Origin of the sequence: Microlunatus parietis (assembly GCF_013407955.1) — a bacterium.
Classification (GTDB): domain Bacteria; phylum Actinomycetota; class Actinomycetes; order Propionibacteriales; family Propionibacteriaceae; genus Microlunatus; species Microlunatus parietis.
In genome coordinates, this window is record NZ_JACCBU010000001.1 from 69617 (window position 1) to 96217 (window position 26601).

26 protein-coding genes and 1 riboswitch are annotated in these 26601 nt (G+C 70.4%); of the genes, 9 read left to right on the forward strand and 17 right to left on the reverse strand.

Features of this window, described 5'->3' with window-relative positions; genetic code table 11:
* Window positions 1-1228 precede the first annotated feature (1228 nt).
* The 3 genes from BKA15_RS00340 to BKA15_RS00350 all read left to right on the forward strand — a co-directional run bounded on the left by BKA15_RS00340 (window position 1229) and on the right by BKA15_RS00350 (window position 3703).
* A complete protein-coding gene (locus BKA15_RS00340) occupies window positions 1229-1882 on the forward strand; it encodes an HAD family hydrolase (protein WP_179747625.1) in 654 nt (217 codons plus the stop codon).
* Between the two features lie 32 nt (window positions 1883-1914).
* Entirely contained in the window at window positions 1915-2385 is a 471-nt protein-coding gene (gene soxR, locus BKA15_RS00345; RefSeq protein WP_179747626.1) for a redox-sensitive transcriptional activator SoxR, read from the forward strand.
* A 97-nt stretch (window positions 2386-2482) separates the two neighbouring features.
* Window positions 2483-3703 (forward strand): pyrophosphate--fructose-6-phosphate 1-phosphotransferase, encoded by a 1221-nt coding sequence (locus BKA15_RS00350; RefSeq protein ID WP_179747627.1) that lies wholly within the window; start codon window positions 2483-2485, stop codon window positions 3701-3703.
* A 562-nt stretch (window positions 3704-4265) separates the two neighbouring features.
* Here the strand turns inward: BKA15_RS00350 and BKA15_RS00355 are convergent.
* Window positions 4266-5360 carry a YhjD/YihY/BrkB family envelope integrity protein gene (locus tag BKA15_RS00355; protein WP_179747628.1) on the reverse strand — a complete coding sequence of 365 codons (1095 nt, stop codon included), beginning with the start codon at window positions 5358-5360 and terminating at the stop codon, window positions 4266-4268.
* Between the two features lie 134 nt (window positions 5361-5494).
* Here BKA15_RS00355 and BKA15_RS00360 point away from each other — a divergent pair, with 134 nt between their 5' ends.
* Entirely contained in the window at window positions 5495-5779 is a 285-nt protein-coding gene (locus BKA15_RS00360; RefSeq protein ID WP_179747629.1) for a 4a-hydroxytetrahydrobiopterin dehydratase, read from the forward strand.
* Window position 5780: 1 nt separating this feature from the next.
* On the opposite strand, the gene gcvP is transcribed toward BKA15_RS00360, so the two are convergent.
* Entirely contained in the window at window positions 5781-8675 is a 2895-nt protein-coding gene (gene gcvP / locus BKA15_RS00365) for an aminomethyl-transferring glycine dehydrogenase (RefSeq protein WP_179747630.1), read from the reverse strand.
* Between the two features lie 91 nt (window positions 8676-8766).
* Window positions 8767-8867: riboswitch (glycine riboswitch) on the reverse strand.
* Between the two features lie 161 nt (window positions 8868-9028).
* On the opposite strand from gcvP, the gene BKA15_RS00370 reads away from it, so the two are divergent.
* Both BKA15_RS00370 and BKA15_RS00375 read left to right on the forward strand, forming a co-directional pair.
* A complete protein-coding gene (locus BKA15_RS00370) occupies window positions 9029-10945 on the forward strand; it encodes a YncE family protein (RefSeq protein WP_179747631.1) in 1917 nt (638 codons plus the stop codon).
* A 45-nt stretch (window positions 10946-10990) separates the two neighbouring features.
* Complete coding sequence (locus BKA15_RS00375) at window positions 10991-11818, forward strand: LLM class flavin-dependent oxidoreductase (protein ID WP_179747632.1); 828 nt, start codon at window positions 10991-10993, stop codon at window positions 11816-11818.
* A gap of 74 nt (window positions 11819-11892) precedes the next feature.
* Here the strand turns inward: BKA15_RS00375 and BKA15_RS00380 are convergent, their stop codons facing one another.
* From BKA15_RS00380 to BKA15_RS00420, 9 genes are all read right to left on the reverse strand, one after another.
* A complete protein-coding gene (locus BKA15_RS00380; protein WP_218871700.1) occupies window positions 11893-12426 on the reverse strand; it encodes a MerR family transcriptional regulator in 534 nt (177 codons plus the stop codon).
* A gap of 240 nt (window positions 12427-12666) precedes the next feature.
* Entirely contained in the window at window positions 12667-13230 is a 564-nt protein-coding gene (locus BKA15_RS00385; RefSeq protein ID WP_179747634.1) for a dihydrofolate reductase family protein, read from the reverse strand.
* Window positions 13231-13326: 96 nt separating this feature from the next.
* A complete protein-coding gene (locus tag BKA15_RS00390) occupies window positions 13327-13809 on the reverse strand; it encodes a bifunctional nuclease family protein (protein WP_152363846.1) in 483 nt (160 codons plus the stop codon).
* Window positions 13810-13871: 62 nt separating this feature from the next.
* Window positions 13872-14615, reverse strand: a complete 744-nt coding sequence (gene ftsR, locus BKA15_RS00395; protein WP_446685535.1) for a transcriptional regulator FtsR — start codon at window positions 14613-14615, stop codon at window positions 13872-13874.
* Window positions 14616-14677: 62 nt separating this feature from the next.
* Complete coding sequence (locus tag BKA15_RS00400) at window positions 14678-15190, reverse strand: double zinc ribbon and FHA domain-containing protein (protein ID WP_179747636.1); 513 nt, start codon at window positions 15188-15190, stop codon at window positions 14678-14680.
* Window positions 15191-15315: 125 nt separating this feature from the next.
* A complete protein-coding gene (gene gcvH / locus BKA15_RS00405; RefSeq protein WP_179747637.1) occupies window positions 15316-15711 on the reverse strand; it encodes a glycine cleavage system protein GcvH in 396 nt (131 codons plus the stop codon).
* A 66-nt stretch (window positions 15712-15777) separates the two neighbouring features.
* Window positions 15778-16596: a DUF881 domain-containing protein gene (locus BKA15_RS00410; RefSeq protein ID WP_179747638.1), complete on the reverse strand. Its 819-nt coding sequence runs from the start codon at window positions 16594-16596 to the stop codon at window positions 15778-15780.
* Complete coding sequence (locus tag BKA15_RS00415) at window positions 16589-16921, reverse strand: small basic family protein (protein WP_179747639.1); 333 nt, start codon at window positions 16919-16921, stop codon at window positions 16589-16591. Before BKA15_RS00415 ends, BKA15_RS00410 begins: the two co-directional genes overlap by 8 nt.
* Entirely contained in the window at window positions 16918-17694 is a 777-nt protein-coding gene (locus BKA15_RS00420) for a DUF881 domain-containing protein (RefSeq protein WP_179747640.1), read from the reverse strand. Before BKA15_RS00420 ends, BKA15_RS00415 begins: the two co-directional genes overlap by 4 nt.
* Window positions 17695-17962: 268 nt before the next feature.
* Between BKA15_RS00420 and BKA15_RS00425 the strand changes: the two genes are divergently transcribed.
* Window positions 17963-18130, forward strand: coding sequence for a hypothetical protein (locus BKA15_RS00425; protein WP_179747641.1), 168 nt, complete (start codon window positions 17963-17965; stop codon window positions 18128-18130).
* Window positions 18131-18175: 45 nt separating this feature from the next.
* Here BKA15_RS00425 and BKA15_RS00430 read toward each other — a convergent pair whose 3' ends face one another.
* The 5 genes from BKA15_RS00430 to thrS form a co-directional block, all read right to left on the reverse strand.
* Window positions 18176-19363, reverse strand: a complete 1188-nt coding sequence (locus tag BKA15_RS00430; RefSeq protein WP_179747642.1) for a glycosyltransferase family 4 protein — start codon at window positions 19361-19363, stop codon at window positions 18176-18178.
* Window positions 19360-20256, reverse strand: a complete 897-nt coding sequence (locus tag BKA15_RS00435; RefSeq protein ID WP_179747643.1) for a phosphatidylinositol mannoside acyltransferase — start codon at window positions 20254-20256, stop codon at window positions 19360-19362. Before BKA15_RS00435 ends, BKA15_RS00430 begins: the two co-directional genes overlap by 4 nt.
* Window positions 20240-20908, reverse strand: coding sequence for a phosphatidylinositol phosphate synthase (gene pgsA / locus BKA15_RS00440; RefSeq protein ID WP_179747644.1), 669 nt, complete (start codon window positions 20906-20908; stop codon window positions 20240-20242). The genes BKA15_RS00435 and pgsA overlap by 17 nt, the downstream gene beginning before the upstream one ends.
* Window positions 20909-20915: 7 nt before the next feature.
* Window positions 20916-21488, reverse strand: a complete 573-nt coding sequence (locus BKA15_RS00445; protein WP_312879658.1) for an HIT family protein — start codon at window positions 21486-21488, stop codon at window positions 20916-20918.
* Between the two features lie 94 nt (window positions 21489-21582).
* A complete protein-coding gene (gene thrS / locus BKA15_RS00450; RefSeq protein WP_312878777.1) occupies window positions 21583-23583 on the reverse strand; it encodes a threonine--tRNA ligase in 2001 nt (666 codons plus the stop codon).
* A gap of 91 nt (window positions 23584-23674) precedes the next feature.
* On the opposite strand from thrS, the gene BKA15_RS36180 reads away from it, so the two are divergent.
* Complete coding sequence (locus BKA15_RS36180; protein ID WP_179747646.1) at window positions 23675-24682, forward strand: carboxylesterase family protein; 1008 nt, start codon at window positions 23675-23677, stop codon at window positions 24680-24682.
* Window positions 24573-25256, forward strand: coding sequence for a carboxylesterase family protein (locus tag BKA15_RS36185; RefSeq protein ID WP_179747647.1), 684 nt, complete (start codon window positions 24573-24575; stop codon window positions 25254-25256). Before BKA15_RS36180 ends, BKA15_RS36185 begins: the two co-directional genes overlap by 110 nt.
* Here the strand turns inward: BKA15_RS36185 and BKA15_RS00465 are convergent.
* Window positions 25191-26588, reverse strand: a complete 1398-nt coding sequence (locus tag BKA15_RS00465; protein WP_179747648.1) for an exopolysaccharide biosynthesis polyprenyl glycosylphosphotransferase — start codon at window positions 26586-26588, stop codon at window positions 25191-25193. The genes BKA15_RS36185 and BKA15_RS00465 overlap by 66 nt on opposite strands.
* Window positions 26589-26601 lie beyond the last annotated feature (13 nt).

The following is a 26601-nucleotide window of genomic DNA, read 5'->3' on the forward strand; positions in this document are numbered from 1 at the left end:
CAGCGCCCTCAGCCCGCGCATCCCGCCTGCTCAGCCCCAACCGGGGTTCCTACGGTGTCCGCGCTGGATCCGCGACCGCTCCCCGCCTCCGCAGCCCGGAGGTGGCTGCCGAATCCGGATCGCAGTGGGCCAAACCGCAAGATTTCGCGTCCGCTACCCGCACCGTGTCCGTGGCGGTTCTTGGGGTTCATCGAGAGTGACGTTTACGACCGCGATTCGCGCCAGATGGGTCGTTATGTCGCCACTCGACAAACCGCGTTCGGCCTGGGTAACGGGCCGTTGGGTCGAAGCCGAAGAATCTTCGGTCGTGCCCGGGGATTGCCGGCATTCGGCAACTGGCCGCGCCGTGCGGCCGTACGCGCCCGAACCCCGGGCCAACTCCCAACCAACCGACCCCGAACCGAGCGCTCGACGAGCCAACCGACCCTCCCCCCGACGCGGTCATTCCCACCATCCAGCCGACCCCAGGCGCTCGACCATTCACAGCCGACCCCCGACCTCAACCTCTCCGCCTACTTCCGACCTCCGATCCGACACCTCCCCGCCGACCCCGACTTCCGGTCCGACCACCTCCCAGCGGACCCCGTCGCTCGGCCACCAACAGTTCCGCATCCGCCGACTGACAATCCCCGTTCCTCCCTGCGCCTCCTCCGCCTGCACCTGGCCTGACCCAGCCGTCCCCGCCCGGCCATGCCAGCCGTCCCCGACCCTGGCGCAGCCAACCCAGCTGACCCCGACCTCCAGCCAGGCCGTCCCCGGGCGTCCCTCGTCCCTGGACTCGGCCCTCGCCCGACCGTCCCCAACTCCGGCGCTCGGCCATCACCGGGCCCTCCCCCTGGCCCGGCTGCTCGGCCGCCGCCCAACCGAGCCTGACCCCGGCCGCCGGGCCATCACCCAGCCACTCGGTCAACCCTGGGTCTCTCGACCATTCCAACCGCCTTCGACCTCCGCCGCGGCCATCTCCCAGCTATCGAGCCGACCCCTCGCGCTCGACCCTTTCCCAGCGTCTCCCGATCTCCGGCGCGGCCATGCCAGCCCGTCTCGCGACCTCCGGCCCGGCCACCTCCCAGCGGACCCGACCCCTGCCTCTCGGCCACCGCCCAACCGACCTCGCCAGCACTCCGCCGACCTCAGACTCCGGCGCCCCACCGACAGGTCATTTCTGCAGCGACACGCCGACAGTACGGCTGCGGTTGTGACTGGTCGGCGGGTTGGGGAGGGTTCGGGGGTGCTCTTGTTGATGGATCTCGACAACACGTTGGTCGACCGGGAGGCCGCCTTCTCGGCGTGGGCCGGTCGGTTCGTCGCCGAGCGGGGCGGCGGGCCGGGCGACGTGGACTGGTTGATCGAGCTTGACGCGGACGGCTACACCGCGCGGGACCGGGTCGCGGCGGCGCTCCGGGAGCGGTTCGGGCTGGCGGAGAGCCGGGATCGGCTGGTCGAACGGCTGCTCCGCGAGCACGTCGAGGAGATCGCGCCGATTCCCGGGGTCCCCGAGCAGCTCGCCTCGCTGGGTGAGCAGGGCGTCCGGCGGGTGGTGGTCAGCAACGGCAGCGAGTGGCAGCAGCAGCGCAAGCTCCGGGTGACCGGGCTGGCCGACCTGGTGGACGACGTGATCATCTCCGAGGCGGTCGGCTGCAAGAAGCCCGACCCAGAGATCTTCCGGATCGCCCTCGACCGGTCGCCGACGCCCGGCGAAGCCTGGATGATCGGTGATCACCCCGACGCGGACGTACGAGGTGCCGCACGGGTCGGCCTGCGGACGGGCTGGGTCGATCGGGGCCGTCGCTGGCTGGGCGACGACCCGCCCACCGTCCAGGCCGTCACCGCCCCGGCAGTGATCGAGGCCGCCATCTCTGTCCGTCATCCGTACCACTCTTAAAGCTTGCTTCAGCTTGAACTAGTCTGGTGATCATGCTGCACAAGAGCGATCAGCTGACCATCGGCGATCTGGCGGCCCGGTCCGGGGTGGCACCGTCGGCCCTGCGCTACTACGAATCGCAAGGTTTGATCACCGCGAGTCGAACCACCGGCAACCAGCGCCGTTACGAACGGGCGATGCTGCGCCGGATCGCGTTCATCCGGTCGGCACAGCGCGTCGGCCTGTCACTGACCGAGATCACCGAGGCGATGGACAGCCTGCCGGACAACCGGACGCCGACCCGGGCCGACTGGGCGCGGCTGTCCCGGGACTGGCGGCCCCGGATCGACGCGCAGATCGCCCGGTTGATCAAACTCCGGGACGAACTGGACAACTGCATCGGCTGTGGCTGCCTCAGCCTGAAGCGCTGCTCCCTGCAGAACCCGAACGACACCGTCGCCGCGGACGGGCCCGGCGCGGTCTACCTCGAGCCGGGCAGCTCCCGGCTCTGCGAGCCCGCCTGATCACTCCGCGCGGACCGCTGCGGCAGCCCGCCGGCCGAGACGCGCGGCGTCCGGGGTCGTCACCGTACCGACGACCGGGGACCCTAGGATGACCGCCATGGTCAAGAAGGTCGCACTGCTCACCGCCGGCGGGTTCGCCCCGTGCCTCTCCTCCGCCATCGGCGGGCTGATTCAGCGCTACACCGAACTCGCCCCCGAGGTCGAGATCATCGCCTACCGGCACGGCTACCAGGGGCTGCTGTCCGGTGACTCGCTCGTCGTCACGCCCGAGGTCCGGGCCAAGGCCGGCCTGCTGCACGAGTACGGCGGCTCCCCCATCGGCAACTCGCGGGTCAAGCTGACCAACGCGAAGGACCTGGTGAAGCGCGGGCTGGTGGCCGAGGGCGTCGATCCGCTGCAGGCGGCGGCCGAGCGGCTGACCTCCGACGGCGTGGACGTGCTGCACACCATCGGCGGCGACGACACCAACACCACCGCGGCCGACCTGGCCGCCTATCTGGCCGAGCACGACTACCCGCTCACCGTGGTCGGGCTGCCGAAGACGATCGACAACGACGTGGTGCCGATCCGCCAGTCGCTCGGTGCCTGGACCGCGGCCGAGCAGGGCGCCCGGTTCGCCGAGAACATCGTCGGCGAGCACAACTCCGCCTCCCGGATGCTGATCGTGCACGAGGTGATGGGCCGGCACTGCGGCTGGCTCACCGCGGCCACCGCGCAGGCGTACCGGGACTGGCTGGACACCCGCGAGTGGCTGCCCGAGATCGGGCTCAGCCGGGCGGCCTGGGAGGTGCACGGCGTGTACGTTCCCGAGGCCGTGATCGATCTCGACGCGGAATCGGTCCGGTTGAGGTCGATCATGGACGAGGTCGGCAACGTGACCATCTTCCTGTCCGAGGGCGCCGGCCTGGACACGATCGTCGCCGAGTTGGAGCGCTCCGGCGAGGAGGTCGAGCGGGACCCGTTCGGCCACGTCAAGATCGACACGATCAACCCGGGCGCCTGGTTCGCCGCGAAGTTCGCCGAGAAGATCGGCGCCGAGAAGGTGATGGTGCAGAAGTCCGGCTACTTCTCCCGCTCCGCCGCCGCCAACCAGCGCGACCTCGATCTGATCAAGTCGATGACCGACCTCGCGGTCGACTCCGCCCTGCGCGGCGAGCCGGGCGTGATCGGCCAGGACGAGGAGCGCGGCGACGAACTGCGGGCGATCGAGTTCGAGCGGATCAAGGGCGGCAAGCCGTTCGACATCGCCCAGCCCTGGTTCACCGATCTCCTTGCCGGCATCGGCCAGGCCGCCCCGCAACCCGCCGCGGCGCACTGACCGCGCGGCAGAGGGTGCAGCCAGCCCCCGGCACCTGCTCCAATTCTGCTCACTGGCTGCTGCGGACAGCGGCCGGAGCGGCACCGAGTTGCAAGGGCGGCCCGGTGCCGGGCGGCCCGCCGTCGAGCGTGGATGGTCAGGCCTCGTATTGGCCAGGTGACACAAATCTGCAATGGAACAGTCCCCGCAATCGATTTCACAGCCTACGAGCGATGGTTGCGTTGCAGATTTGTGTCACCACCTCCTGCCTGCACGGGTGCGAACCGCACGGGACGCGCAGGGTTCAGGTCGGCGCCGTCCGGGTGCGGGCGCCGACGCAGCCCGTCGCCGTGCGAAGCTGCAACGGGCTCCAGTCACGACGGAGATCCACTGCGGTCGAATCGTGAGGTGGACGCCATCAGCTGGACGGCGGGAGGCGACTTCCGTGCCATTCCCACTCAGTGAGTGCGGGAGTTGACCGTGTGGTGGAGTCGGCCACACGGCGGATCTTCGTCCGAGTGGTGCGGCCCCAACTGTCCCGATCCGGGCGCGGAGGCTCGCGGGTTACTGCGGCCGGCCGCGGTTACGAACTCTTGTCGGCTCGGCGGCGGGCCAGGCGGGCGGCGAGGGCGGCGATCACGGCGCCGATACCGACTCCGGTCGCGGCGCCGGTGACGTAGCCGGCGCCCATGCCGACTCGGACCGAGCGGACCGCGACCTCCTGCGGGACCAGGACCGGTTCCGGCTCGGCGGGCTCGGAGTGCAGCGCGAACCGTACCCGTTCCTCCACCTGGACCGGGGCGATCGCCGGCTGGTGCGCGGTCGCGATCCAGGCGGCGACGAAGAGGATCAGCCGGGCGAACAGGTTGAAGAAGAGCATCAGGGCGATCACCGGCCCGAACAGGGCGGCCGCCGCGTTCCCGGTGAAGATGCCGACCAGGAAACTCGTCAGATACTGCAGCACGCCGAGCCCGATCGACCCGATCAGGGCGCCGCGGCGGACCGTACGCCACGGGAACCGGTACTCCGGCAGCACGGTGTAGAGATACATGAACAGCACCCAACCGGCACCCACCGAGATGATCACCGGGACCAGTGACAGCACCGGGCGGAGCCACGGCAGGTCGTCCAGCCCGAGCCAGCCGATTACGGTGCCGCTCAATGAGGTGGACAGGCTGGCCAGCGAGAAGGTCAGCGCGATCAGGATCAGCAGGCCGATCAAGATCAACAGGTTGACCCCGAGCTTGATCAGGAAGTTCTCCTTCTTCTCCGCGTAGTCGAAGTTCTCCCGCATCTGGCCCTGGACGGCCTGCTTGAGGTTGCCGATCCAGCCCGAGCCGGAATACATGGCCGATAGCAGACCGACCGCGCCGACGGCGGGCCAGTTGCGCAGGAATTCTTCGATCATGTCGGCGATCTTCTGGCCACTCTCGCCGCCGGTGGCACCGACAGCGGCGGTCGCCGCCTCGACGACGGCCTGCATCAGATCCTCGCGGCTGCTCAGCACGAACCCGGTGATCGAGAACGCGAACATGAGGATCGGCACCAGCGCGAGCACGGAGAAGTACGTGATCGCCGCCCCGAACTGGTCGCCGAGCCGGGTCGTGTACCGCTCACCGGTCCGCAGCAGGTGGGCGATGCCTGGACGTGCCTTGACGCGTTCGATCCACTCCTTCACCCGGTCAGGGTAGCGACTGGCGCCCCGATGACGGCGAGCAACGCGACGGCGACGGCCAACCGGCTCGGCATCGCCGAGTCGACCTGACCCGAGGATCCTTGACAGGCCCGGGCGGCCGGTCAAGGCTGGCAGGCATGACCCGACTGCTCACCGACGACGAAGTGGACACCCAGCTGGCGGACCTGGACGACTGGTCCAGGGTTGAGGGCGAGCCGGCGATCCGTACCACGACCGAGCTGGCCGATTTCGCGGCCGCGCTGGCGTACGTGAACAAGGTGGGCGACCTGGCCGAGGCCGCCAACCACCATCCGGACATCGACATCCGGTGGAACAAGGTCACGCTGACCCTGTCCACCCATTCCGAGGGCGGCCTGACCCAGGCCGACGTCGAGCTGGCCCACCAGATCGCCGCCCTCTGACTCAGTCCTCGTACGCCTCCGGCGGCGGGCAGGAGCAGACCAGGTTCCGGTCGCCGTAGCCGCCGTCGATCCGGCCGACCGGCGGCCAGTACTTGTCCCGGCCGCCGCCGCCGATCGGGCCGCCGTGCAGCCCGGCCGGGAACGCCGCGGTCTTCCGCGAGTACGGATGCGTCCACTCGTCGTCGATCACCGCGCCCTGGGTGTGCGGGGCGTTCACCAGCGGGTTGTCGTCGGCCGGCCACTCCCCCGCCTCGACCCGGGCGATCTCGGCCCGGATGTCGATCATGGCCTGGCAGAACCGGTCCAGTTCGGCCAGGTCCTCCGACTCGGTCGGCTCGACCATCAGGGTGCCGGCGACCGGGAAGCTCATCGTCGGCGCGTGGAAGCCGTAGTCGATCAGGCGCTTCGCCACGTCGTCGACGGTGATCTTGCTCGCCTTGGTCAGCGGCCGCAGGTCGATGATGCACTCGTGCGCGACCAGCCCGCCGCGGCCGGTGTAGAGCACCGGGTAATGATCATGGAGCCGGGCCGCCACGTAGTTGGCCGCCAGCAGCGCATGCTGGGTGGCCGAGGTCAGGCCGTCGGCGCCCATCATGGCGATGTAGGCGTAGCTGATCGGCAGGATCCCGGCCGAGCCGTACGGGGCGGCGGATATCGGGCCGATGCCATGATCACCGCCGACCTCGGACAAGGGATGGGTCGGCAGGTACGGGACCAGGTGGGCACCGACGCCGATCGGCCCGACGCCCGGACCGCCGCCGCCGTGTGGGATGCAGAACGTCTTGTGCAGGTTGAGATGACTCACGTCGGCACCGAACCGGCCCGGCCGAGCGAGCCCGAGCAGGGCGTTGAGGTTGGCGCCGTCGACGTACACCTGGCCGCCGGCGTCGTGCACCAGCGCGCACAGCTCGGCGATGCCCTCCTCGAAGACGCCGTGCGTGGACGGGTAGGTGACCATGATCGCCGCGAGTTGATCACGGTGCTTGTCGATCTTGGTCCGCAGGTCGTTCAGGTCCACCGAGCCGTCCGTGGTGGCGCCGACGACGACCACCTTCATCCCGGCCATCGCGGCCGAAGCGGCGTTGGTGCCGTGTGCCGAGGACGGGATCAGGCAGACCCGGCGATCATGATCACCGCGGGCATCGTGGTAGGCCCGGATGGTGAGCAGCCCGGCCAGCTCGCCCTGGCTGCCGGCGTTCGGCTGGACCGAGACCTTCGCATAGCCGGTGATCTCGGCGAGCCAGGTCTCCAGCTCGTTGATCATGGTCGCGTAGCCCTGCGCGTCGGCGACCGGCGCGAACGGGTGCAGGTTCGCGAACCCGGGCAGCGAGATCGGCTCCATCTCGGCCGTCGCGTTGAGCTTCATCGTGCAAGAGCCGAGCGGGATCATGCCCCGGTCCAGCGCGAAGTCCCGGTCCGACAGCGCCCGCAGGTAGCGCAGCATCCCGGTCTCGCTGTGCGAGCTGTGGAACACCGGGTGGGTCAGGAAGTCGCTGGTCCGGTGGCTGCCGGCCAGCCGGTCCGGCCCGGTCTGACCCGGCGCGTTGTCGAGCCCGAACGCCGTCCGGACGGCCCGCAGGGCGCCGGTGTCGGCGTCCTCGCCGACCGAGATCCCGACCTGATCATGGTCGACCAGCCGCAGGTGCACACCGTGCCGGCGGGCCGCCTCGACCACGCGGGCGGCATGGCCGGGCACCCGGACCAGGACCGTGTCGAAGAACGACCGGTGCACCACCTCGAAGCCGGCCCGGCCGAGGTCGTCGGCCAGCGCGGCGGCGTTGCGGTGCACGGTGCCGGCGATCGACCGCAGGCCGTCCGGACCGTGGTAGACGGCGTACATCCCGGCCACGACGGCCAGCAGCACCTGCGCGGTGCAGATGTTGGAGGTGGCCTTCTCGCGGCGGATGTGCTGCTCCCGGGTCTGCAGCGCGAGGCGGTACGCGGACGTACCGGCGGTGTCCTTGGAGAGTCCGACCAGCCGCCCGGGCAGCTGCCGTTCCAACCCGGACCGGACCGCCATGAACCCGGCGTGCGGGCCGCCGTAGAACAACGGAACGCCGAACCGCTGGCTGGAGCCGACCGCGATGTCGGCACCCCACTCGCCGGGCGGCGTGATCAAGGTCAGCGCGAGCAGGTCGCAGGCGGCGATCACCTGCGCCCCCGCGGCATGCGCGGCGTCGGCCAGCGCCCGCAGTTCCTCGGTGTCCGCAAGCCGTCCCGAGGCCCCCGGCGTCTGCACCACCACAGCGAACGGGTCGTGCGCCGCGATCGCCGCAGCAAGATCAGCTTCGGCCACGACGACGTCCAGGCCGGCCGCCTCGGCCCGGGTCCGGACCACGGCGATCGTCTGCGGCAGGGTGTCCGCGTCCAAGATCACCACGGAGCCGGACCGATTGGTGCGACGGGCCAGCGTGATCGCCTCGGCGACGGCGGTGCCCTCGTCCAGCAGGCTGGCCCCGGCGGTCGCCAGCCCGGTCAGGTCGGCCACCGCGGTCTGGAAGTTGATCAAGGCCTCCAGCCGGCCCTGGCTGATCTCCGGCTGGTAGGGCGTGTAGGCGGTGTACCAGGCCGGATCCTCGAGCACGTTGCGCCGGATCACCGGCGGGGTCACGGTGCCGTGGTAGCCCAAGCCGATCATGGCCGTGAGCGGCTGGTTCTGCTCGGCGAGGGTACGCAGTCGTACCGCAACCTCGGCCTCGCTGAGGGCCGGCGGGAGGTCCAGCGGCGCGCGCTCCCGGATCGACTCCGGCAGCGACGCGGCGACCAGGGCGTCCAGGCTGGGCTGCCCGATCGCGGCGAGCATCACCGCGCTCTCCGCCTGGTCCGGCCCGATGTGCCGGTCCCGGAACGGGCGGTCCGGGTCGCCCGTGCCGGCGACGGTGCTGTGATCAGTCATGACGGCCATGGATGGGGCTCTCTTCCGTCGGGTGGTGCCCGGACTCGTCCGGTGCACTCCCCCTCTGTCGCCCCTCCGGCTCCAGAGTTGCCAGCACAGTGCGGTCTGGGTGCCTGAGAGGTTCCGGGGAGGTTGCCCCTTCGGCGCCGCCGGGCCGGCCTTGATCCCGACGGACTCTCCCGCACTGCTGTTGCGGCAGGGCCCAGCCTAACGCTCCCGGTCCGGGATCGGCGAACGGACAGGCCGATCACCAGCCGGACAGCGACGTTGACATACGGACACGCTGGTACCTAGGTTCCGGACAGGCGAAAGTCCCACGTTCGCACAGAGTACGTGCCGCAGAGGAGCCCCGCATGGACCGCCGTACCCTGCTTCGAACCGCCGCCGTCACCGCACCCGTTCTCGGCGGCGGGTTGCTGGGCGGCGCGCTGCCCGCCAGCGCCGAGACCGCCCAGGCGACGGTGGACCTGGGCCCGGCCTCGATGGCCTGCAACACGCTGAGCGGCGGTTTCGTCGGTGACCGGCCCTACATCGTGTCCCATCTGCTGCAGCCGGCACGGGTCGGCCTCTTCGACGCTGGCGTCACCCGACTCGCCGCCCTCGCCGACCTGCCCACCGGCGGCGGCGCCTGGGCCAGCGTCACCGACGGCGACCTGATCTACATCGGGACGCACACGGTGGCCGACCTGTACCGCTGGGACACCGCGTCCGGGGAGCTGACCCGGCTGCACTCGCTGCCCGGCGCGACGTACATCTGGGACATCAGCAAGACCTCCGACGGGAAGCTCTTCCTGGGCACCTATCCGGACGGCAAGGTCTGGGAGTACGACCCGGCGACCGGGGCGCTGCGCGATCTCGGCGTCGCCAAGACCGGCCAGACGTACGTCCGGAGCATCGTCGCCGACGACACCACCGTGTACGCCGGCGTCGGCAACCGCGCCGGCCTGATCGCGATCGACCGGGCCACCGGCGAGCGCCGCGACCTGACCCCCGCCGAGTTCGCGGGCGAGTCCTTCGTCTATCAGCTGACCCAGACCGAGACCCACGTGATCGCCGGCACCCACGGCAACGGCAAACTCGCGATCATCGCCAAGAATGACCCGGCCGACTGCCGGGTCGTCCATCCCGAGGGCGTGATCACGATCGGCAAGCTCGCCGCCCGGACCGCCGACGAGGTGTTCTTCGCCGCCGGCACGGGACTGTGGCGACTGACCGTGGCCAGCGGCGAACTGGCCCAACTGACCCAGCAGCTGGTCGGCGGCTTCGCCGCCTCGCTGCACGTCCGCGGCGACACGGTCGCGATGTTCGGCAACACGGCCACCCTGTGGACGTACGACCTCGCGACGAAGCAGCTGGCCGAGTTCGACTTCCGGGCGGCCGGGATGCCGCCGGCACCCGAGTTGCCGCAGTCGATCTGCGGGCGAGGCGGCGACTGGGTCTACGTCGGCGGCCACGGTGGCATCGAGGTGCACGACCTGGCCGAACCCGGCGCCACCCGGCGGCTCAAGCTCAGCGGCGAGGCCAAGTCGATCCAGGCGCACGGCCGGCACCTCTACCTGGCGATGTATCCGTCCGCGACCCTGGTCCGGCTCGACCCGGCCACCCGAGAATTCCGGACTCTTGCGGCAATCGGCAACGGACAGAACCGGCCCAACGACCTCACCGTCGAGCCCCGCCGGGGACTGATCCTGATCGGCTCGAGCCCCGACTACGGCAAGATCGGCGGCGCGTTGTCGATCTTCGACCTCAGGTCGGGCCGGCTGGATGTCCATCGCAACATCGTCGACGGACACCCGATCGTCGGCACCGCCGCGCACGGTGGACTGGGGCTCGCCTTCGCCGGCAGCGAGCGCCCGACGGCCGCCGGCTCGGCGACGGTGGCGATCTTCGACCTGGCTTCCCGGAAGGTGGTCGGCACGGTGGTGCCGGTGCCCGGCGCCGTGGCGATCCCGCACCTGCTGGTCGTCGGTGACGTGCTGTACGGCACCACGAACGCCGGCGTGATCTTCGCCCTCGACGTGCGCACCCAGAAGGTGCTCCGGCGGGCCACCCTCGGCACCGGCCGGGTCGACCTGGTGGCCGCGCGGGACCGGTTGTACGCCGTCAGTCACCAGCGGCTGCTCCGGGTCGCCCGGACCACCCTCGAGGCGGAGGTCGTCGTCGACGGGCTGGCCACGGATCCGACCAGCTTCCCGATGCTCGGCTTCGACGAGGACAACAGCAGTCTCTACACGATCACCGGCCGGAACCTGCTCCAGGTCAGGCTCTGAGCCGTTCCGCGGGCGGCTGTCAGTGCCGGATGCTCTGATGCTGGCATGACCGACACGATGAGGTACGGGCTCGCGATCTCACCGGCCGGGCCGTGGGGGCAACCGGGCCGGATCGCCGAGCTGGCGGCGCTGGCCGAGCGGAGCGGTTGGGACGGGGTCTTCTGCGAGGACTATCTGGTCTTCTACGACGACCTGGGCTGTCATGACGTCTGGCTGACCCTGGCCCTGGTCGCCCAGGCGACCGAGCGAGTGACCCTGGGCACGATGGTGACGCCGCTGCCCTGGCGCCGGGCGGCGACCGTGGCGGGTCAGGCGACGACGCTCGACCACCTGTCCGGCGGCCGGGCCGTGCTGAGCGTCGGGATCGGCGCCGACAACGACTTCGACGCCACCCTGGTGGAGCCGGCGCCGGCGGCGAAGGAACGGGCGCAGCAGCTGGACCGCGATCTGGACCGGATCGACCGGCTCTGGTCGGACGGCGCCGACGGCCCGGCGCTCCGGCCGCCGCCGGTGCAGCGGCCGCGGATCCCGATCTGGGTCGGTGGCGCGATCACCCGGCGCGGGCCGCGGGCCCGCGCGCTGCGCTGGGACGGCTCGTGCCTCTACCGCGTCCCGCCCGGCTCCGGCTGGGAGGACGTGACCCCGGCCGACGTCGCCGCACTCCGCTCCGACGCCGAGGCGCTGGGCAAGCCCGGCTTCACGATCGCGGTCGGCGGGCGGCAGCGGGCCGACGACCGGGCGGCCGACCTGCGCTATCTGGCCGGTCTCCGCTCGGCCGGGGCCGACTGGTTCGTCGAGTACGTTCCGCCGAAGCTGGCGTACGAGGAGGCGCGGAGCAGGATCGAGGGCGGCCCGCTCCGGCCTGCTCCATGAACCCGGACCCAGGTCAGGGCATGCAAAACGCGACCGGAGATCCCGGTCGCGTCTTGGAGTTCGGTACGGGTCGGTCAGCTGACGGCGCGGGCGCGGCGACGGCGGGAGAGTTCGTCGTCGACGGTCGGTGCCGCGACCTCCTCCTCGGCGCGCTCGGCCGGGAGAGCGGAGAGGGTGCCTTCGATGTCGCGCCAGACGCCGCCGAGGGCGATGCCGAAGACGCCCTGGCCGCCGCGCAGCAGGTCGATCACCTCGTCGTCGGAGGTGCACTCGAAGACGCTGACGCCGTCGCTCATCAGGGTGACCTCGGTCAGGTCCTCGACGCCGCGGGCCCGCAGGTGCTCGATCGCGGTGCGGATCTGGTTCAGCGAGATGCCGGCGTCGAGCAGCCTCTTGATCACCTTGAGGATCAGGATGTCCCGGAAGCTGTACAGCCGCTGGCTGCCGGAGCCCTTGGCGCCGCGGATCTCCGGGGTAACCAGGCCGGTACGGGCCCAGTAGTCGAGCTGCCGGTAGGTGATGCCGGCGGCGTTGCAGGCCACCGGGCCGCGGAACCCGAGGTCGGCCGGCATCGGCGAGAAGTCGCCGTCGAACAGCAGTTCCTGCAGCTCGCCGGGACGCGGCTCGGCATCGTTTCCTGGTGCCTGATGCTGCTCGGTTGTGCTCACGTCTGCCTCCGGATGCCAGTCAGCTTGGGGAAGTCGGGCGGGCCCGGGACGAATCCCAGGCATGGCATTACTCAGATGAATTTACGGGCCGCTTCCGCCGAGGGTCAACGACACGCCGATAGGCGGGCCGAATGCGGACCAGCTCTCAAGACCAGCCTGAGAGTTCTCGGCGGGCTGTCCTCAACGCGTGGTGTAGACCTGCAGGACGACGCCCGATCTGAACGGTACGGCCTCGGCCAGGGTCAGGTTGCGGAGGGTCACACCGTCGGGCACCAGCGTCCGGCCCCGGCTGGTGATCACCGGAAAGACGAACAGCCGGTACTCGTCGACCAGGTCGGCGCGGATGAGTTCGTGGACCACGCTGATGCTGCCGGTGACGCCCAGGTCCCCGCCCGAACCCCCGGCCTTGAGCGCGGCCACCTGCTCCGTCAGCGGCCCGGACAGGACCGTGCTGTGCTCCCAGGCGGGATCGGTCAGGGTCGAGGACACGACGTACTTCGGCACGCGGTTCAGGTGCTCGGTGATGCCGGTGCTGTCGGCGGTCTGGTGCGGCCAGTAGCCGCGGAAGTCCTCGAACGTCTGCCGACCCAGCAGCAGCGCCTCCTCGCGCCGCATGTGGTCCTGCATGACCGCGACCAGGTCGTCGGTGTCGTCCTGCTCGCCCGGATCGAACCAGGGCTCGACGAACTCGATGACTCCGTTGGCGGTGATGTTCTGGGCGACGACGAGCTTGCTGCCGGACATGGCGTGCCTCCTGGTGAACGGGACTTCGTCCAGAAGGCAGACCCCGCACGCACCGGAAACTCATCGGCCGGACCGCGGAAACCCGGCCCGGCGGGATCAGGGCTGCTTGGGGCCCTCTCCGGTGACGAAGTCGTCCGGATTGACCTGGTCGAGGAACTCGCGGAACTTCTCCACCTCGTCCTCCTCGGCCTCCGGCCATTCGATCCCGGCCTCGTCGAGGACCTCCTCGGCGCAGTAGATGTCGCAGCCGATCCGTACCGCGAGAGCGACCGAGTCGGACGGCCGGGCGCTGATCTCGACGCCGTCGATCAGCAGGACCGCGTAGTACGTCCCGTCGTCGACCTCGGTGATCTGGACCTCGGTGAGCCGGTGGTTCAACGCCTCCAGCACGTTCACCATCAGGTCGTGCGTCATCGGCCGCGGCGGCTCCAGCCCTTCCTGGGCGCTGGCGATCGCCGAGGCCTCGCTCGCACCGATGAAGATCGGCAGCGCACGGGTCCCGCCGACCTCTCGGAGCAGGAGGATCGGCTGATTCGACGGCATCTCCACCCGGACGCCGACGACCTCGAGTTCACGCATAACTCCACACTACTTCTCTCGGCTGTCCGCCCAAAGGTTCGGGGGCCGTCCACGGATGCGTGTCAGCGCTGTTCCATCGCGGTTCGGACCAGTGCCGCGTGGAAGCTGATCACGAGCTGGGTGATCTCCTTCGACACCTCGTTGTTCCCGCCGCCCCGCCGGACGTGCGGCGCGATCGCCTGCTCGACCAGGCCGACCTCGCGGTCGACCGACATCTTGAACGCCCGCAGGTGCCGGGTGTCGATCCCGAACTCCGACATCCGACGGGCCGCGATCGCGATTGTCAGTGCGTCCCGGCCGTAGTGCGCGGTGCCCCGCCGCGGTTGCACGATGAGCATCCGCTCCAGCTCGGTCAGGGCCGGCTCGGACAGGCCGCTGGCCTCGAGCAGCTGGGACCGGGTCAGCCGGATCGACTGCCGTTGCTGTTGTTGCTGCTGCGCGGCGGCGTTGTTCACGCCGGCCGGGTTCGCGTTCGGCGTCTGCTTCGAGTCGCCCGGGGCGGGCTCGGCCAGCGTCGGTACGGACGGCGGCGGCTCGCCCTGGTCGAGCTTCTCCAGGTGCTCCCGGATCACCTTCAGCGGCAGGTAGTGGTCCCGCTGCACGGACAGGATGTAGCGCAGCCGCTCGATGTCGGACTCGGAGTAGCGCCGGTAACCCGACGACGGCGACCGGACCGGCGCGATCAGGCCCTCGCTCTCCAGGAACCGGATCTTGGAGATCGAGATGTCGGGGAATTCCGGGCGAAGCGCGTTCAAGGCCTGCCCGATGCTGCGGAGTCGCTGGCCTCCCGACCCGCCACCCCTCACCGGGGAGACGTGGTCCGGAGTTCTCGCGGGCTGCGGTTGGTCCGCCATCGATCCCGTACGGCCTAGGCCGTGTCCTGCCCCGTGAAGAAGACCAGACGGAACTTGCCGATCTGCACCTCGTCGCCCTGGGCCAGCAGCCGCTGCTCGACCAGTTCGCGGTTGACGTAGGTCCCGTTCAGGCTGCCCAGATCCTTGATCGTGATGCCCTCGGCGGACCGGGTGAACTCGGCGTGCCGGCGGGAGACGGAGATGTCGTCGAGGAAGATGTCGGAATCCTGGTGCCGGCCGGCGGTCACCACGTCGGTGTTCAGCAGGTACCGGCTGCCCGCGTTGGAGCCGCGCCGGACGACGAGCAGGGCCGAACCGCGCGGCAGCGCCTTGACGGCGGCCTCGTCCTCAGCGGTGAGCGACTCGCCGTCGCGGTCGTCGATCGCGGCCGGCATCGTCTTCGTGGTGTCCGAGGCCGACGTACGGTCGACGACGGGTGCGGTCACCGACGTGAGCGGGGTACCGCACTGGCCACAGAAGTTGCTCCCCTCGGGGTTGTCGTGGCCACAGTTGGTGCAGTACGGCATGAAACCTCAATCGGCTCGGTCTTCCCCTGAGAGTGCTCAAGGATTCATGGAGAGTTTAGGGCACGACGCCCCGGAAACAACTCCGTTCCCCGGCCCGTCGGCGAACCGTTTCGGCAGGCGATGAGCTACTGGTTGCCTTGTTCGGTCAACTCGGCGTAACCGTCCGCGTCGAGCAGGTCGTCCAGTTCGTTGTCGGACTCGACCTCGACCTCGAACAGCCACCCGTCGCCGTACGGGTCCGAGTTGAGCAGCTCCGGGGCGCCGTCCAGGGACTGGTTCACCGCGCTGACCACGCCGCTGACCGGCGCGAAGACATCGGACACGCTCTTGGTCGAGTCCAGTTCGCCGCACGCGTCACCGGCGGCGACCGTCGCGCCGACCTCGGGCAGCGAGACATAGACGATGTCGCCCAACTGCTCGGCGGCGTAATCGGTGATCCCGACCCGGACCGTCGACGAGTTGCCGGTGCGCACCCACTCGTGTTCGGTGCTGTACTTCAGGTCCTCCGGGAAGGTGGGCATTCCGCACTCCTTTGGTGGTTCTCGGGTGGTGGCCCGCGGGCCGGTACGGGCTCGTGCGCGGGATGATCAGCGTGGGGTCGGCGGACTCGACGCGGGGCGAGCGTACTGATTCGGTTCGGCCCGATGCAAGGAACTGATCACCAGCCTGCTCAGCTGCGAGATCTCCACCGTGCCGCCGATCTGGGGGCCGGTGATCTCGCTCACGATCCCGCCGCGGAACCGGGACGCCTCCTCGAGGCTGTGCGGGTCGCCGATGACGCTGATCGTGATCGGCCGGCTGATCGGCCGGCCGTCCGCGACGAGCTGGTCGCCGCCGCCGGCGAACCAGGTCGACGCGACCACACGGATCGAGTTGTTGATCTCGATCACCTCGGCGCCGGCGTCTCGCAGCTCCTCGATCGCGCTGAGCAGGACGTCGCCGTCCACCTTGTTCTGCGGGTCCTCGATCGTCATCCGGATGCCGGGGCCCTGCGCCGGGATGGTGCCGGCCAGGATCGAGGCCTTCTCGAGGTTCTGCTCCAGCTGTTCCCGCGCCTTCTTGGAGCTGTCGGCGCCGGACGCCAGGTCCTTCTTCTTCTGTTCCAGGTCGGCGATCTCGGCCTCGTACTGCTTGGACTTCTGGCCCAGTCCGTCGAGCAGGATGAACAGCTGCTCGCGGTTCAGGTTGCGGTACGTGTCGTCGGCCGAGTTGGCCCGGATCTGCATCACCGCGCCGAGCCCGACCAGGAACAGCATCACGGCCGCGATCAACTGCGCCTTGCCCGGTCTGATCATGGCCCTGCCGAGCCGGCGCAGCGGCGCCTCCTCCGGTTCGGCGGGTCGGGAGCGCTTCGGCACCGGAGCCTCGTCCGGCTCCTCCGGGCCTCGGCTCTTCGACTCAGGCATGGAGCAGCGCCCGCCGGATCGCCGCAGCGTTGGTGAAGATGCGGATGCCGAGCACGACGACGACCGCCGTCGACAGCTGGGAGCCGACGCCGATCTGGTCGCCGACGAAGACGATCAACGCGGCAATCAGGACGTTCGAGATGAACGAGACGACGAACACCCGGTCGGTGAACGTGCCGTCCAGATAGGCCCGGAACGCTCCGAAGATCGCGTCCATCGCGGCGACGATCGCGATCGGCAGGTACGGCTGCAGCACCTGCGGCAGGGTCGGCTCCAGCAGCAGGCCGGCGATGATGCCGAGCAGCAGGCCGATGACCGGGATCATCCGGTCCCCCGTGCGTGACGCAGGTTGATGCCGGGGTCGGCGTCCATGGTGATCTCCTTCACGGTGCTCAGTTCGTACCGCATTCCACGGCTCTTCGCCAGTTCGTTCCACCAGACGCCGGCGTGGGTCTGCACGAAGCGTTGCTGGGAGACCTCGGGATCGGTGATCGCCTCCACCCGGTACGGCCTCGTGATCGACCGGTAGTCGACGGTGATCGCCTCGCCGGCCCCGCGGATCGAGGTCAGCGCCGACAGCCGGTGCCCGTTCACCGCAACCGCCTCCGCGCCGACCTGCCAGAGTCCGTTGACCAGGATCTGCAGGTCCAGGTCGAGCACCCGGTCGCGGGAGTCCTCGCTGTCGCCCGGCGCGTCGTCGACCACGACGGTCAGGCCGGGCCCGGTCACCGGCGCGGCGCCGTTGGCCGCGTCGGCCAGGGCAATCCGCCGCTCCAGTTCCTTGGCCTCGGCGTCACCGCCGAGCACACTCGCCCGCAGGCCTTCGATCTCGGCGTCCAGAGCGTCGGCCCGCGCCCGGAGTTGATCTTGCTCGGCCTCGGCCTGGGCGATCCGGGTGATCAACTCGCGGCGCTCGTCGGCGATCTCCGGCGCGGCCTGGGAGTTCTTCACCACCGAGACGCTGACCATGATCCCGATCAAGATCGCGACTACGGCAAAGCCGAGCCGCCAGCGCGGCCGGTCCGTGCGGCCGGCGGCCGCCGCTTCGGCGTAACCGGGGTCGACGGGTTCCTTGACGATCTGCAGCAGCAGGTCCATGCTCGCCCTGGGATCCTGAACATAACGGCGCGCGTGCGGCGGCACGATCGCTTGCGACGGTCGTGGCTTGGGCGCCCGACCGCCCCGTGGTTCGGTTCCGGGCGACGGCATCGCACCAGGTTAGTACCCGGTCACGGGCGATCCTGACGACCGGCTCGGAGGGTCCGGGCTTTACGCCCGGCGCGCTCGAGCGAGAGAATCCCCGAGACCGGCGAGGGTCGCGGGAGCGGGAGGGTGAAGACGACGTGGTGTTCACACGGTGACGGCCATGAGCGCGTTGATCAAGGTCCTGGCCTACCCGGCGACCGTGGTCGCCCTGCTGATGCCCGTTGATCCTCCCGCACCGCAACCGCCGGCACCGGTGGCCCAGGCCGACCAGGTCGTGCCGGAGCTGTCGCGGCGGACCGAACCGCCCTGCCGCTGTGGGCCCCGCTAGTTGGTCGCCAGTTGGTTGGGTCGACCCCGGAACGGCACCGCGGCGTCAGCCGGTCAGGCTGGGGATCCGCTCACCGGCCAGGGTGCTCTGGTAGATGTCGGCCAGCCGCGGGCCGACCATGGCCCAGTCGTAGCCGCGGCTCGCGGCGCGGGCCCGGCCGGCGCGCTGCCGTACCGCCGAGCGGTCGGCCAGGGTCGCGATCACGGCGGCCGCCAGCCGCTCCGGGTCGCCGGCCGGGAACAGCGCGCCGAGCTGGTCGCTGTCGCCGTCGCGGAGCAGATCGACGAAGGCGGGCAGGTCGGAGGCCACGATCGGCGCCCCGCTGGCCATCGCCTCCAGCAGCACGATGCCGAAGCTCTCCCGGGCCCGGTGCGGCGCGACGAACACGTCGGTGGTGCCGAGCAGCCGCGCTCGTTCGGCGTTGCTGATCATGCCGACGCCGCGGCAGTCCCGGGGCAGTCCGCGGTCGCCCTGGCCGGCGATCACCACTTCCAGTTCGCCGATGCCGAGCTCCCGGGCCCCGGATCTGATCTTGGGCAGCGCGGCGAGCAGCACGTCGAGGCCCTTGCGCGGCTCGTCCAGCCGGCCCAGGAACGCGAGCCGCGGCCGGTCGCCGCCGCGCCAGGCGCCGGTCCGGGTCGGGGTCCGGCCGAGGTCGGCGGTGAACTCGGCGTGACTGAACCCGTTGGGTACGACGACGGCGTCCCGGCCCAGGTAGCGGACGACCACCTCGCGGGCCGACTCGGAGACCGCGATGCCGGTGTTGATCTTGCCGATCGAGCCGCGCAGCAGGCCGCCGGCGATCCGCATCGAGCGGGACCGCGGGGTCGCGGTGTGGAAGGTCGCCACCACCGGCACCGAACCGGCCCACAGGGCCAGCATCGAAACGCTCGGGGTGATCGGCTCGTGCAGGTGCAGCAGGTCGAACCGGCCGTCGCGGAGCCAGCCGCGGACCCGGGCCGCGCTGAACGGGCCGAAGTTCACCCGGGCCACCGAGCCGTTGTACGGGACCGGCACCGCCGGACCGGCCGAGGTGAACGTCTCGGGCGGCAGCCCGGCCTCGGCCAGGCTGGACGCGATCAGCGCGTCCGGCCGGCCGGGCCCGAGGATGCTCGGCCGGTACCCGTTGCGGGCCAGGAAGCCGGCCAGTCCGACGACGTGGTTCTGCACACCGCCGGGCTGGTCGAAGGAATAGGGACAGACCAGGCCGATCCTCGGAGTGCCGTGGCTCACGCAGCCGCCTCGGCCGGGAAGAAGGGCTGGAACAGGTGCCAGTCCTCGGGCTGCTGGGGCAGTTCGGCGGCGAAGAAGTCGCAGACCTGCTGGGTCATCGCCACCAACCCGTCGCGGCCGGGCCGGTGCTCCACCGGATCGCCGAGCACGACCTCCAGGCCGCGGCCGGCGAACCGGGTCACGGCCGGAATCAGGGCGGCGCCGGTCCGGCGGGCCACCACCGCTGGCCCGGCGGGCATCCTGGTCGTCGCCGTCTTCCCGTACGGCAGCCGCCAGGTGACCTCGACGCCGCTCCCGGCCAGGTCCCGGTCGCCGATCAGGCAGACCAGCCGGCCCGCCTTCACCGCGGCGATCAACGTCGACAGGGCGTTCGGGTCGGTGTGCGCGATGACCTCCATGCCGAGGCCCTCGCGGAACTTCACGAAGGCGGCGAACTCGCCCTCCCCCAGCTCCTCGGCGACCGTGCTGACCGGCCGCAGGTTGAGGCAGGCCCAGGCGCCGGCCAGGTCCCAGTTGCCGCTGTGCGGCAGCACCACCACCGCGCCGTCGGCGTCCAGCGCGGCCCGCAGCGCGGCGTCGTTGATCAGCACCACTCGGCGATCGATCTCGGCGCGGCTCCAGCGGGCCAGGGCGAGCACCTGGTGGAAGTTGCGCAGGTAGGAGGCGACGCCACGGCGCACCAGGTCGTCCGGGCAGGGGCGGCTCGTCAGCACGGTGACATTGTGCCGCCAGGTGGCCAGTGCCGCGGAACCCGCCGCCGTGGCCAGCCTGGCCCCGGCCGCGATGATCACCTCGGCGACGCGGTCCGGGATCCGGGCCGCGACCCGCCAGCCGAGGGCGTACACACCGCGAAGCAGGCTGTCCACCATCGACCGGTCAGGACGTCGGCGCATCCGGCTCCCCACCTGAGGATGGATCATGATCATTCCGCTGATCAAGATCGCCGTCCTGCCGGGCCTGGTTGCGGACCAGCAGCATCCGCTGCACCACGGTGACGGTGTTGATCACGGCGAGCACGGTGAGCCCGACCTCGAGCACGTACGGAATCCCGAAGCCGGCCAGGAACAACGCGATCAAGATCACCAGCAGCCGGTCCGCGCGCGCCGCCAGACCGCCCGGTGCGCTGAAGCCGAGGCTCTCCGCCCTGGCCTTGACGTAGGAGGTCAACTGGCCGGCCACCAGGGCCCAGACCGCGATCACCGGCCAGATCAACGGTTGATCACGGCCGACGAAATAGAGCACCACGCCGCCGAAGACGGCGCCGTCGCCGATCCGGTCCAGGCTCGAGTCGAGGAACGCGCCCCAGCGGGTGGTCCGGCCGCTGATCTTGGCCATCTGGCCGTCCAGCATGTCGAACAGGACGAAGAAGGTGACGATGATCACGCCGGGCAGGAACCAGCCGTTGGGGAAGAAGATCAACGCGCCGAGCAGCACCCCGAGGGTGCCGATGCAGGTGATCAGGTCCGGGGTGGCGCCGATCCGCAGCAGGAACCGTGCCGCCGGGGTGAGGGCGGCAGCGGCGAGCCCGCGAAATCGTTCCAGCACGGCGTGATCAGTCCGGGCTCGTGGTGGTCCGAAGCTCGCGCCAGGCCTGGCTGACGAGTTCCCGGGTGTCGCCGAGGAGTTGCGGCAGGGCCTTGGTCTGGCCGACCACGGGCAGGAAGTTCGCGTCGCCGGCCCAGCGCGGCACCACGTGCTGGTGCAGGTGGGCGGCGATCCCGGCGCCGGCGATCGAACCCTGGTTGACGCCCAGGTTGAACCCGTCCGGGCTGCTCGCGGAGCGCAGGGCCCGCATCGCGTCCTGGGTCAGCTCGGTCAACTCACGTCCCTCGTCGGCGGTCAGGTCGGTGTAGTCGGCGATGTGCCGGTACGGGCAGACGAGCAGATGCCCCGGCGAGTACGGATAGAGGTTGAGCACCACGTAGGCGTGCTCGCCGCGGTGCACGATCAGCCCGTCGGCGTCGGTCCGCGACGGGATCCGGCAGAACGGGCAGGCCGGCGCGGTGTCCGACTCAGGCCTGTTCTCGCCGCGGATGTAGACCATCCGGTGCGGCGTCCAGAGCCGCTGGAACGCGTCCGGCACGCCGGGCAGCTCCTCGGCCTGCTCCACTCGGTCCCTCCCTATCGTCCGGCCCGACTCGTTCCCTGAGCCTGTCGAAGGGCAGGCCCGATGTGACTTGGCACTTCGACAGGCTCAGTGCGCGTCGTACGCCACCCTCCTACACCTGGCGGCGTTCGGCGATCGCGGTGACGATCTCGGCCACCGCGTCGTCGATCGGTACCCCGTTCTTCTGGGTGCCGTCCCGGTAGCGGAACGAGACCGCGTCGGCGGCGGCGTCCTCCCCGCCCGCGATCAGCACGTAGGGCACCTTCTCCTTGCTGGCGTTGCGGATCTTCTTCTGCATCCGGTCGTCCGAGGTGTCCACCTCGACCCGTACGCCCTGCGCACGGAGCTTGCCGGCGATCCGGCCCAGGTAGTCGTTGTACTCGTCGGCGACCGGGATGCCGATCACCTGGACCGGCGACAGCCAGGGTGGGAAGGCGCCGGCGTAGTGCTCGGTCAGGACACCGATGAACCGCTCGATCGAACCGAACAGGGCCCGGTGGATCATCATCGGCCGCTGCCGGGTGCCGTCCGGCGCGGTGATCTCCAGCCCGAACCGGTCCGGCAGCATCAGGTCGACCTGGATCGTCGACATCTGCCAGGTACGGCCGATGGCGTCCCGGGTCTGGACCGAGATCTTCGGCGCGTAGAACGCCGCGCCGCCCGGATCGAGCACCAGGTCGAGCCCGGACGCCTCGGCGGCCTTGCGCAGCATCTCGGTGGCCCGGTCCCAGTCCTCGTCGCTGCCGATCGATTTCTCCGGGTCCCGGGTGGACAGCTCGAGGTAGTAGTCGTCCAGGCCGTAGTCGGCGAGCAGTTCGAGGACGAACTTCAACAGCGAGATCAGCTCGTCCTGCGCCTGGTCCTCGGTGCAGTAGATGTGCGCGTCGTCCTGGGTCATCCCGCGGACCCGGGTCAGGCCGTGCACCACCCCGGACATCTCGTAGCGGTAGACGCTGCCGAACTCGAACATCCGCAGCGGCAGCTCCCGGTAGGACCGGCCGCGGGAGCGGAAGATCAAGCAGTGCATCGGGCAGTTCATCGGCTTCAGGTAGTAGTCCTGGCCCTGCCGCTTGACCGTGCCGTCCTCATGGAGTTCCTCGTCCAGGTGCATCGGCGGGAACATGCCGTCGGCGTAGAAGCCGAGGTGGCCGGAGATGTCGAACAGTTCCGCCTTGGTGACGTGCGGCGTGTTGACGAAGTCGTACCCGGCCTCGAGGTGGCGCTTCCGGGAGTAGTCCTCCATCACCGTGCGCAGGATGCCGCCCTTGGGGTGGAACACGGCGAGGCCGGAGCCGATCTCGTCCGGGAACGAGAACAGGTCCAGCTCCCGGCCCAGCTTGCGGTGGTCGCGCTTGGCGGCCTCCTCCAGCCGGGTCTGGTACGCCTTCAGGTCGTCCCGGCTCGGCCACGCGGTGCCGTACAGCCGTTGCAGGGATTGATTTGCCTGGTTGCCGCGCCAGTACGCGGCCGACGTCCGCATCAGCGCGTAGGCCGGGATGTAGCCGGTGTGCGGCACGTGCGGGCCGCGGCACAGGTCCTTCCAGGCGACCGAGTCGTCGCGGCGCAGGTTGTCGTAGATGGTCAGTTCGCCCGCGCCGACCTCGACGCTGGCCCCGTCGTCGGCGGTGGCTCCGCCCTTGTCGCTGATCAACTCCAGCTTGTACGGCTCCGCGGCCAGCTCCGCCCTGGCCTCGTCGTCGCTGACCGGGCGGCGACGGAACCGCTGCCGCTCCTTGATGATCTTGGTCATCTGCTTCTCGATGGCCTTCAGATCCTCCGGCGTGAACGGCTCCGCGACGTCGAAGTCGTAGTAGAACCCGTCCGTGATCGGCGGGCCGATGCCGAGCTTGGCGTCGGCGTGCAGCGCCTGGACCGCCTGAGCCGCGACGTGGGCCGCCGAGTGCCGCAGGATCGCCAGGCCCTCCTCGGAGTCGATCATGACCGGCTCGACCGACGCCCCGGCCGGGAGCTCCCGGTGCAGGTCCCACGTCTCGCCGTCCACCCGGACCGCGACGATGGTCCGGTCGTCGCCGTACAGGTCGAGACCGGTAGTCGTGCCGTCGACCACCCGGGACTCGCTGCTGCCGGGGCTCGTGGTCGACGTGGTAGACACGGTGTTCCTTTCGGTGTTGATCGGCCTTGGGCTGCGGCCGAAGGTAAAGACTAGTCCCAGGTCACCCCGCGGATCGCGCAAGGATGGGGACATGGGGCTTGAAGTGGTGACGTCGGCCGGCATCGTGAGCGGGGTACGACGGGACACCGCGGACGGTGAGATCGAGGAGTTCCTCGGGGTGCCGTACGCGGTGGCGGAGCGGTTCCGGCTCGGCGTAGACGTGCCGCCCTGGACCGGGATCCGGGAGGCTCGGGCGGGCGCGCCGGCGGCACCTCAGGTCGGCGACGATGGGGTGGTCGGCAGCGAGGACTGTCTGGCGCTGAACGTGTGGCGGCCGGTCGGTGCCGCCGGGTTGCCGATCATGGTCTGGATCCACGGCGGCGGGTACGTCGGCGGATCGGCCACCGACCCGATCACGGCGGGCGACAGGCTGGCGGCGCGGCACGGGGTGATCGTGATCAGTGTCGGCTACCGGCTCGGCGCGCTCGGCTTCCTGTCCCTGGAACACCTGCTGGGGCAGGAGTTCCGGGACTCGCCGAACCTGGCGCTGCTCGATCTGATCACCGGGCTGCGCTGGATTCGTGATCATGCTCTCGAGCTGGGCGGCGACCCGGACCGGGTCACCGTGTTCGGCCAGTCCGCGGGCGGTGCGGCGGTCTCGACCCTGCTCGGGATGCCGGCCACCGAGGGGCTGTTCCGGCGGGCGATCGTGCAGAGCGGTACGGCCGAACGGGCCCAGCCGCCGTCGTTCGGGCTCGAGCGGACCGCCGAACTGCTGGACCTGCTCGGCCTTCCGGAAGCCGAGGCGGAGCGGTTGCTGGAGCTGCCGGTCGAGACGATCGTGCGGGCGCAGACCCGACTGATCGAGCGGCGCAGTGAGGGGCGGCTGGCGCCCGTGTTCGCGTTCCAGCCGACGATCGACGGCCGGCTGCTGACCACGCTGCCGTACCGGTCGGTGGGCGGGCGGGACGAACGCCGGTGTCGACGTGATGGTCGGCACCAACGAGCACGAGTTCGCCGGGCTCGGCGTACCGCTGGCGTGGTCCGACGCCGAGGTCGCGGCGCTGCCCGAGCGGCTGGAGGACTTGATCGCCGATGACTTCCCCGACCGGCCGGGACTCGCGGCCGACTACCGGAAGGCCTTCGAGGTTGCGGCGCCGGGCGCCAGCCAGGCCGAGGTCGTCGGCGGCTATCTGACCGACCGGACTTATCGGCAACCGTCCAACCGGCTGCTGGCCGCCCGTTCCTTGGCGACCGGGGCCACGTACGGCTACCTGTTCCGCTGGGAGCCGCGGGAGGCGCGGCCGCGGGTCGGCGCCGTGCACGGTGGCGAGGTCTCGTTCCTGTTCCGGCACCAAGATCATCCTCAGGTCACCGAGGTGCTGGGGCCGAAGCCGCCCGAGTGGCTGGCCGACGCGCTGTCGGCGGCCTGGACATCCTTCGCGGCGACCGGCCGACCCGTGCTGCCGGACGGCCCGGACTGGCCGCAGTATCGGATCGAGGATCGGAAGACCATGATCATCGGCGACCGGCTCGAGGTGGTCGGCGATCCGCGCGGCGAACTCCGGACCCTGCTCGCCCACGACGCGCCCTTGGGGCTCGGCTGCCTAGAGGCGGCGGGTCAAGATCACCCAGGCGGTCCGGACCATGATCTGCAGGTCGACCATCGGTGACCAGTTCGCCAGGTACTGCAGGTCGTGACCCAGCTTGAACTCCGGGTGGGTGTGGTAGCGGCCGTACACCTGGGCCAGGCCGGTGATGCCCGGCTCGATCTGGTGCCGCCGGCGATAGCCGGGGATCAGCCGCTCGTACTCCTCCATCTCCTCCGGCCGCTCCGGCCGCGGCCCGACGATCGTCATCTGGCCGAACAGGACGTTGATCAACTGCGGCAGCTCGTCCAGCCGGGTGCTGCGCAGCCAGCCGAGTCCCTTGATCACCCGCGGGTCGTTCGTCGCGGCCTGGACCGGGCCGGTGCCGGCTTCGGCGTCGGGGCGCATGGTGCGGAACTTGAGCATCGGGAAGGACGCCTCGCCACGGCCGACCCGGTCCTGGATGAACAGCAACGGCCGGCCGGCCCGGACTGCGACCAGGATCGCCGTCATGATCGTCAGCGGGATCGTGATCGGCGCGGTGATCAACAAGACGACCACGTCCATCCAGCGTTTGAGCCGCTGCTGCGACCGGGTCAGTACGTGCGCCGACAGCGACACCACCGGCATCCCGCCGATCTCCCCCACCGTCCGCAGCCCGAGCAGCGAGTCGTGCGGCCGGACCAACTGCAGGACTTCGACGCCGTCGTTCTCCAACCGGGACAGGGAATCCGCGTACAGGTCGCGCAGCGCGTCCCCGTCCAGCAGCAGCACGTCGGTCGCCGCGTACTCGATCACCTGCCGTTCCAGGCCGGTGACACCGCCGACCCGGCCGGCCACCGCGACGGCCGACGCCTCGGTCAGGTGCCGTTCGGCCAGCGCCGTCGCCTCCGCCGAGCCGACCAGCAGGACCCGCGGCGGGCCCTCGATCCGTTCCCGGAGCGACCGGGAGATCCGCCGGGTCGCGGACAGGGCGATCGGGCCGATGATCGCGTACCCCAGCAGGACACTCCGCGGGATCAGGAAGTCGCCGAGCAGCCAGCTGATCAGGCCGACGATCAGTGACGCGGTCCAGACCAGGGTCACCATCCTCGGCAGCGCCGGCCGGACCACCACCCGTCGTTCCCGGTCGTAGAGCCCGCCGATCGAGAAGACGGCCAGGCTGATCACGGCGACCAGGGCGTACTTCCAGACGTACTCGTCGAAGTGGGCGAACGCCTTGAAGTTGGGCCGCAGGACGCCCATGCCGGCGCTGATCAACAGCAGCAGGGCGTAGACCAGGACCAGGTCGGCCACGTGCAGCAACCGGATGCCGCGCCGGTTCATGGCCCGTACCACGACCACCTGGGCCCGGGCTCTGGCACCGGTCGGGAGGAGGGCGCGGTCAGGGGTTCCGTCGTGCGCCGGCACAGTCATGCGGCCCATGATT